4 protein-coding genes, 13 tRNA genes and 1 riboswitch are annotated in these 8164 nt (G+C 49.6%); all 17 genes read left to right on the top strand.

The genetic code is table 11. From position 1 onward, the window contains the following. Positions 1-77: 77 nt before the first annotated feature. The 17 genes from JZI27_RS09995 (at position 78) to guaA (ending at position 8099) form a co-directional block, all read left to right on the top strand. A tRNA-Ser gene (locus tag JZI27_RS09995) sits at positions 78-168 on the top strand. Between the two features lie 28 nt (positions 169-196). Then, positions 197-273, top strand: a tRNA-Met gene (locus JZI27_RS09990). A gap of 9 nt (positions 274-282) precedes the next feature. Next, positions 283-367, top strand: a tRNA-Leu gene (locus tag JZI27_RS09985). A 12-nt stretch (positions 368-379) separates the two neighbouring features. After that, positions 380-456 (top strand) — tRNA-Glu (locus JZI27_RS09980). 84 nt (positions 457-540) lie between these two features. Beyond that, positions 541-616: transfer RNA gene (locus JZI27_RS09975), tRNA-Val, on the top strand. Between the two features lie 53 nt (positions 617-669). Further along, positions 670-746, top strand: a tRNA-Met gene (locus JZI27_RS09970). 47 nt (positions 747-793) lie between these two features. Next, positions 794-870: transfer RNA gene (locus JZI27_RS09965), tRNA-Asp, on the top strand. A gap of 36 nt (positions 871-906) precedes the next feature. Next, positions 907-982, top strand: a tRNA-Phe gene (locus tag JZI27_RS09960). A 21-nt stretch (positions 983-1003) separates the two neighbouring features. Further along, positions 1004-1079: transfer RNA gene (locus JZI27_RS09955), tRNA-Thr, on the top strand. A 5-nt stretch (positions 1080-1084) separates the two neighbouring features. Next, positions 1085-1159: transfer RNA gene (locus JZI27_RS09950), tRNA-Gln, on the top strand. A 5-nt stretch (positions 1160-1164) separates the two neighbouring features. Next, positions 1165-1240 (top strand) — tRNA-Lys (locus JZI27_RS09945). A gap of 34 nt (positions 1241-1274) precedes the next feature. After that, positions 1275-1356 (top strand) — tRNA-Leu (locus tag JZI27_RS09940). A gap of 37 nt (positions 1357-1393) precedes the next feature. Beyond that, positions 1394-1469, top strand: a tRNA-Gly gene (locus JZI27_RS09935). Positions 1470-1817: 348 nt separating this feature from the next. Next, a complete protein-coding gene (locus tag JZI27_RS09930) occupies positions 1818-2771 on the top strand; it encodes an AAA family ATPase (protein WP_122908965.1) in 954 nt (317 codons plus the stop codon). Positions 2772-2785: 14 nt separating this feature from the next. After that, positions 2786-3994 carry a DUF58 domain-containing protein gene (locus JZI27_RS09925; RefSeq protein ID WP_280207431.1) on the top strand — a complete coding sequence of 403 codons (1209 nt, stop codon included), beginning with the start codon at positions 2786-2788 and terminating at the stop codon, positions 3992-3994. A 4-nt stretch (positions 3995-3998) separates the two neighbouring features. Continuing rightward, complete coding sequence (locus tag JZI27_RS09920; RefSeq protein WP_251245030.1) at positions 3999-6236, top strand: DUF4129 domain-containing transglutaminase family protein; 2238 nt, start codon at positions 3999-4001, stop codon at positions 6234-6236. A 20-nt stretch (positions 6237-6256) separates the two neighbouring features. Next, positions 6257-6359: riboswitch (purine riboswitch) on the top strand. 201 nt (positions 6360-6560) lie between these two features. Continuing rightward, positions 6561-8099, top strand: coding sequence for a glutamine-hydrolyzing GMP synthase (gene guaA, locus JZI27_RS09915; protein WP_122908968.1), 1539 nt, complete (start codon positions 6561-6563; stop codon positions 8097-8099). Positions 8100-8164 lie beyond the last annotated feature (65 nt).

The following is an 8164-nucleotide window of genomic DNA, read 5'->3' as shown; positions in this document are numbered from 1 at the left end:
CGGTAGCTCAGTTGGTAGAGCAATCGGCTGTTAACCGATCGGTCGGCGGTTCGAGTCCGTCCCGAGGAGCCATATATGGAGAGTTACCCAAGAGGCCGAAGGGGACGGTTTGCTAAACCGTTAGTATGCGCAAGCGTAGCGAGGGTTCGAATCCCTCACTCTCCGCCATATCGTTTTTAGTTTCATATTGTTTTGTGGCGGTGTAGCTCAGCTGGTTAGAGCGTTCGGTTCATACCCGAAAGGTCGGGGGTTCGATTCCCTCCGCCGCTACCATCCTAAGTTGCGGTCGTGGTGGAATTGGCAGACACACCATCTTGAGGGGGTGGCGGGGCGACCCGTGCGAGTTCGAGTCTCGCCGACCGCACCATAATGATAACTTGGCCCGTTGGTGAAGCGGTTTAACACAGCAGCCTTTCACGCTGTCATACAGGGGTTCGAATCCCCTACGGGTCACCATACAACACCTCACAAAGCAAAGGGAATGCTTGATAGCAAACTTGGATACTTTATGGGGGGGCCACATTGCTAGAGTGTGGATGTGGAGGCTTAGCTCAGCTGGGAGAGCATCTGCCTTACAAGCAGAGGGTCGGCGGTTCGATCCCGTCAGCCTCCACCATTAATTTCTTAGGATAAGGGACGCTTTTTTGGCGAAACATGATCCTTAACTGTCGCGGGATGGAGCAGCTCGGTAGCTCGTCGGGCTCATAACCCGAAGGTCGCAGGTTCAAATCCTGCTCCCGCAACCAAATACTCTTTCTCGTACATAGAGGAGTACTCGTAACGTGCATATTATGGAGCTGTGGTGAAGTTGGAGTTCACGCCGGTCTGTCACACCGGAGGTCGCGGGTTCGAGTCCCGTCAGCTCCGCCATTCTTTCTCAAGCATGGTGGACAAGAATACGCTTGAGGCTCGGTAGCTCAGTCGGTAGAGCAGAGGACTGAAAATCCTCGTGTCGGCGGTTCGATTCCGTCCCGAGCCACCATTTATTGAATAGCTAAAACTTGCCGGTGTAGCTCAATTGGTAGAGCACCTGACTTGTAATCAGGGGGTTGTGGGTTCAAGTCCTATCGCCGGCACCATTTTTTGGGGTATAGCCAAGCGGTAAGGCAACGGACTTTGACTCCGTCATTCCCAGGTTCAAATCCTGGTACCCCAGCCATTTTTGAGCCATTAGCTCAGTTGGTAGAGCATCTGACTTTTAATCAGAGGGTCGAAGGTTCGAGTCCTTCATGGCTCACCAGTTTTTACAAAACGTATATTTCTGTTAAGAACATGCGGGTGTGGCGGAATGGCAGACGCACCAGATTTAGGTTCTGGCGGGAGACCGTGGGGGTTCAAGTCCCTTCACCCGCACCATCCTTGACAGAAATGATACAGGCTTTTTCCTTGAAATGCGGATGTAGCTCAATTGGTAGAGCGTCGCCTTGCCAAGGCGAAGGTCGCGGGTTCGAGACCCGTCGTCCGCTCCATCATCTTTATTCAGGTTTAATAGTAAGATTGATTTTGTTACATCTATTATAGAAGCTAAAGAGTAGGAAACTGTCCTACTCTTTTTTTGTACTATAGGAGGGCGAGATAAAGACTTTCCCTTATACCTGGATTAGATGGAACCTGACTGATACTATATACAATTTTTCGAAATATTTATACAAATTTTGTAATCTTCATTATTTTTTTCTTGTATCTCATTATTTCTTCTATTACGTTAGAAATAGGTCTTTGAACTTATGACTTTGCATCAATCGATGGAATCAAATCTTTACCGTTACTGTCCCAGGCTTGGTAGAAGACTAAATGGAACAGGAGTTGTTATCAACATGAACCCGATCAAAGTGGAACATGCACATCCTGCAGTGACGAACCTGATTGCAAATATGGAAAAAGTGCTGATTGGTAAGCGCTCAGTCATCGAATTGACAGTGGCAGCGATTTTGGCAAAAGGGCATGTCTTGCTAGAAGATGTCCCGGGTGTGGGAAAGACAATGCTAGTGCGTGCTTTGGCTAAATCGATTGGTGGAGAATTTAAAAGGATTCAATTTACGCCGGACCTCTTGCCGACCGATGTAACCGGCGTTGCCATATTTAATCAAAAAAGTCTGGAATTTGAATTTCGTCAAGGTCCTCTCTTTTCCAACGTCGTGCTGGCTGATGAAATCAACCGGACATCGCCTAAAACACAATCAGCTCTACTGGAGGCGCTGGAGGAGCGCTCCATCACTGTAGATGGGGTCACCTATCCCTTGGCGAAGCCGTTCTTTGTCATGGCTACACAAAATCCGCTGGAGTATGAAGGAACATTTCCGTTGCCAGAGGCTCAGTTGGACCGCTTTCTGATGCAATTGCGTCTGGGATACCCTAGCGTAGAGGAAGAGACGCGTATGCTGACCCGTTTTTCGGACAGCAACCCGCTGGATACACTGGAGCCGGTCATGAGTGCTGAAGAATTGGCAAAATTGCAGGATTTAACTTCTCATGTGAAAGTATCAGAAGGAATCAAAGAATACATTGTACGACTTTGCCATAAAACGCGTGACCATCACCATGTCTATTTGGGTGTAAGCCCGCGTGGGTCTCTCGCTTTGTATCGTGCAACACAAGCTTTGGCATTTGTACGTGGACGAGATTACGTCATTCCGGATGACGTGAAGGAGCTCGTCCCGGTTACATTTGCGCACCGGATGATTGTGAAGCCGGAAGCACGTTTGGAGGGGGCGACCGTTGAGCGGATTCTGACGGTGATTTTGGCAGAAACCCGTGTTCCGATGGGATGAGGTGGTGACTGAGGATGAAACAACAAAAATGGGGCAAAGTCAAAGTGATCGGACTGGTATTGGTAACCTTTGTGTTCGCCAAATTTCAGGGGGGATTTGCCAGCTGGTTTTTGTTCTACAGCAGCCTTGTCTTTTTCGCCTACGAATGTTTGGCCTACTTTCTGATGTTCTCCACGTTGGAGGTGGTTCGACAACTAGATCGAAATCGCCTGCAGGAAGGGGAGGACGTGGTTGTCACCATTCGGCTGCGACGGAGAATCTGGTTCCCATTAGGATGGAACATGATCCTGGAGCCGCTGCCTGAACGTCTCACAGGCTTGTATGAACCGCACAAGCAGCTCATATTCCCGTGGTTTAAAAGAGAGATAGAGTTTCGCTATGTCATCCCCCACCTGCCGCGCGGGCATTATCGCCTGCAGGAATGCGTAATTAGCGGCGGTGATTTTTTTGGATTCATTGAACGTCGAGAGGTCAAAGCGCTTTCTGATGAGCTTCTCGTTTACCCTACCTATCAACATTTGAACCATTGGCCACTCGGTGATGGGAGCTTCAGCGGGACCATCCATGTCTCGCATAGACGCTCCGATGATGTGGCCGCTGTACGAGGTGTTCGCGAATATCATCGTGGAGATCGGCTCAGTCAGATCCACTGGCGGGCGTCTGCTCGTGGATCGGGTTTGAAAACCAAAGAATTTGAGCATCAGGCGATGAACCAGGCTGTCTTTTTCCTTGATGTTGAGAAAAGAAGCTATCAGGATCAAGCGCCAGATCTGTTTGAATTGGCCGTTAAGGTAACAGCCAGCCTGATCGCCTTTGCCAACCGCAATCAGTACCATTATGGGCTCGTCTATAAACAGGCAGATCGAATCTCGATTGCACCTGCCGTTTCACATGCACACTTCTTACGTGTATTTGATCAATTGGCGCGTGTGATGCCAGAGGGAAGCGAACCTTTCGCGCGCATACTGGGACGCGAAGCCCTGGAGCAGACGCAGGGGGTGACTCTGATGGTCGTGACGCCGCGGCTGGACAAAGAGCTGGTGGGTCGATTGATCGCTTTGGCCCAAAAGGGAAGACGTGTACAGCTATTCTATGTAAACCGGGCTCAGAGCTACACGATGGAGCAGAAACGCGTCCTTCAGCTGTTGACGGCAAACAAGGTAGTCTGTACAGCTATTCAGTCGGAAGATTACCAGCATTGGAAGCGTATGGGGGGTGCCTAGGCAGATGTACGAATGGAAACGCCCGACGCTATTAGACGTGATCTCGGCACTCTTTTTGTTCCTCCTGGTGAGGGAATGGCTTATTCCCCTGCAGGTTTTGACGGACACCGGAGATCTCTGGCCGTTCTATATGATCGCGGCTTCTGTCATCCTCGTGGATTTGCTAATGCCCTATCGTTGGCTATCCTTTCCGTTCAAGCTGATCGGGTTACTATGGCTGCTGCATGCGACCTTTTTTGAGACTCCGTTCTGGGAGCGCAAGTGGCTTATTGAGGTATATCAGCACATAGTCCACGATATCCCGCTCGTTTTTGCGCAAGACTGGGGAGCGATGTCAATTCTCTCTCGCAATGCCATGTTTGACATCATGTTGATCGTATTGATTTCCATGATTACGTACCTGGTACTGGAGCAAAGGCAAGTATTATGGTTTGTCGTCATGACAGAAGCGTATTTGGCACTGCTGGATACCTTTATGCCATACGAAGCAGACGGGGGCATCATACGCACACTGATCTGCGGCTTCCTGCTTCTCGCGATCACTCATTTGACGAAAATGACCCGTATGGCTACGGTAAACGGAAAGCGCGGCTGGGTGTTGGCCAATTCGATCATGGCCCCCATGCTGATTATTGCGATGAGTGTGGGAATCGCTTATGCTGCGCCGAAACAGGACGCGAGCTGGCCAGATCCGATTTCCTTTTTAATGGGGAACAGTCAGGGGACAGCAGGGACCGTAATGAAAAAAGTAGGGTACGACAACAACGATGGACAGCTAGGCGGTCCATTTATTTCGGATAACACGCTGGTGTTCGTGGGGGTAACCAATGAACAGAGCTACTGGCGTGGAGATTCCAAGGATATCTACACCGGTGTGGGCTGGGAAAAAGGGAAGCGCGAATATGAATCCATTCTCGACCTCCAGAATCACGAGTGGGAAAACACGTTGTTTAAAGGACTGGAAGCCAGGGAAGTAAAGTCTTCCCTATTCTTTAGCGGACCTTTGCAGTATGCGACTGTCTTTTATCCCGGGCAGATTAAAAAGCTGAGGGACTATACACCGGAAAATGCGACTGTCGTCTTTGACACCTGGAACCAACAGCTGGAAATTCGAGCAGGAAAAATCAATCTCCTGCCGCCGTCCGGTTCGAGCAATTCTCAGCCTGTCGTCGGCCCCAATACCTTGCTGATGAAGCTGAAGCAATACAATGTAGAGTCTGAAGTGCCTGTCGTGAGTGAAAAAGCCATCACGCAGGCTGGGACGAATTATCCGGAAGAAATTCGAGCCAACTATCTGCAATTACCTGAGCAGCTACCAGCGCGGGTGAGGGAGCTGGCTCAGGAGATCACCCAAAATGCCGAAAACCCGTATCAAAAGGTAAGGGCAATTGAGAATTACCTGCGTTCCAGTGGAAAATATAAGTATGAGACGACCGACGTGCCTATACCCGAGCCAGGTCAGGATTTTGTGGATCAGTTCTTGTTTGAGAGCTATCGCGGGTACTGCGATCATTTCTCTACCTCGATGACAGTCATGCTGCGTACACTGGATATTCCGGCCCGTTGGGTAAAAGGTTTCGCACCGGGTGAACGCGTAGGGTCTGACGATCAGGGGAATGACATCATGGAAGTGCGAAGCAAGGATGCTCACTCCTGGGTAGAAGTGTACTTCCCTGAGCTTGGTTGGATTCCTTTTGAAGCGACCAGCACGTTTACTTCTCCTGTTCGTATTCAATACGACCTGCAATCCGAGCAGTCGCAGCTTCCGATTCCACTGCCTGACCTAGGCAACCAGGGCGGCATCGATCGCGGAGATGGACGTTGGGATGAGTTGGAAGGGGGAGACGCAGTTTCTACCAGTGGCTTCCGTATTCCTTGGCAGGTAAACGCATTGATTCTGGCTGCCTTGGCAGGAAGTGCTTTCGTTGCGTGGAGACGCAGACAAGACATTCAGATTTGGTGGCTACGCCGCAAGATGAATCATCTCGAAAGCAACCAATATCCGGATCGCTTCCATCTCTTGATGCGCATGGTGGAAAGTGTCTATACACGTCGCAAGTCCGGTGAGACGATACGTGAGTATGTGAACAGGCTCTCCATACCGGGAGACAAGCGACAGGATTTACGCTATTTGACAGAGATGTACGAACGGATGATTTACGGGTTAAAAGGAATGGAGCAAAAAGCACGAATCGTCGCAGAGGAATTAATGGAAAGACTGATACGTCAACTGAAGCCTTGAACATTGACTTTTCATCTGCTAGAATGACGATCAATGAGTCTCGTATAATCCTCAGGAATATGGCCTGAAAGTATCTACCACCTGACCGTAAATCGGGTGACTACGAGGAGAGCACATCGGATTTATGTACATGCAACTGCACAAGTGTACACAAGCTGGGACTCTGCCGCCGTACTCTTTTTCGGAGGTGACAGTCCCGGTTTTTTTCGGTGCAATGCCTGTATGGGGTAGACTGCTCGAACGGCAATGAACAAAATCGGATAGGGTCGGCAAAATTGAGCGCAGACTCTTGCAAGTCCTGTGGTACAGGAGAAAGGGGTCAACATGGACAAGACTATGGAAATGATCGTCGTACTTGATTTCGGAGGCCAGTACAATCAACTGATTGCTCGCCGCGTGCGCGATCTGGGTGTATACAGTGAACTGGTAGCGTACAATACACCGGTCGAAAAAATCAAAGAAATGAATCCAAAAGGAATTATTTTTTCCGGTGGACCTGCCAGCGTATACGAAGAGGGAGCGCCAAAGGTAGATCCAGCGATCTTTGATTTGGGACTGCCTGTACTGGGAATTTGCTATGGCATGCAACTGATGAGCCATATGTTGAACGGAAAAGTAGAACGTGCTGGAAAACGGGAGTACGGAAAAGCTGAGCTGCGTTTGCAAGAAGCGCACAACCTGTACGAAAAATGGGACGCGAACGAAGTCGTATGGATGAGCCACTCAGACAAAGTAGTGGAGTTGCCGACCGGATTCCGCATCGATGCAGTAAGCGACAGCTGTCCTGTAGCAGCGATCAGTCATCCAGAACGAAATCTGTACGGTGTCCAATTCCACCCAGAAGTACGCCATACCGTGAAAGGCTCCGAGTTCATAGCGAACTTCCTGTTCAACATCTGCGGTTGTGAAGGCAACTGGAGCATGACCTCGTTTATCGAAGACGAGATTGTACGAATCCGCGAGACCGTTGGAGACAAACAGGTTCTGTGTGCATTGAGCGGCGGGGTAGATTCCTCTGTAGTAGCTGCACTTATCCACAAAGCCATCGGCGACCAACTCACTTGCATGTTCGTCGATCATGGTCTTTTGCGCAAAGGTGAAGCAGAAGGAGTAATGGAGACATTTGGTGAGAAGTTCTCCATGAAAGTGATTAAAATCGATGCCCGCGAGCGTTTCCTTGGCAAGCTGAAAGGCGTTTCTGACCCCGAGAAAAAACGTAAAATCATCGGAAACGAGTTCATTTATGTATTCGATGAAGAAGCAGCCAAATTGAAAGACATGGATTTTCTGGCACAGGGCACACTATATACCGATATCGTGGAAAGCGGAACTGCAACAGCTCACACGATCAAATCTCACCATAACGTAGGCGGACTGCCTGAAGACATGAAATTCGAATTGATTGAGCCGCTGAAAACGCTGTTCAAGGACGAAGTTCGCAAGCTGGGTGCCGAGCTGGGTCTGCCAGACGAAATCGTATGGCGTCAGCCTTTCCCGGGACCAGGCTTGGGTATTCGGGTATTGGGTGAAGTAACGGAAGAAAAGCTGCACATCGTTCGGGAATCTGATGCGATTCTGCGCGAGGAGATTGCCAAAGCAGGTCTTGACCGTGAAATCTGGCAGTACTTCACAGCTTTGCCGAACATGAGCACAGTCGGCGTTATGGGGGATGTTCGTACCTATTCCTATACAGTAGGGATTCGTGCAGTAACATCCATTGATGGAATGACGGCGGATTGGGCGCGTATTCCATGGGATGTACTCGAGAAAATCTCTACGCGTATCGTGAACGAAGTAGATCATGTAAACCGCATTGTGTACGATGTAACATCCAAACCGCCTGCCACCATTGAGTGGGAGTAATCCGTTGAGTGCCACCCAGTGGGGGCGAAAAGACGAAAATAAAACATGGCTTCGGGATCAAATTG

Origin of the sequence: Brevibacillus sp. AY1 (genome assembly GCF_029870785.1) — a bacterium.
GTDB classification, from domain to species: domain Bacteria; phylum Bacillota; class Bacilli; order Brevibacillales; family Brevibacillaceae; genus Brevibacillus; species Brevibacillus invocatus.
The sequence above is the reverse complement of the archived record's forward strand: the minus strand, read 5'-3'. Positions and strand labels throughout refer to the sequence as shown.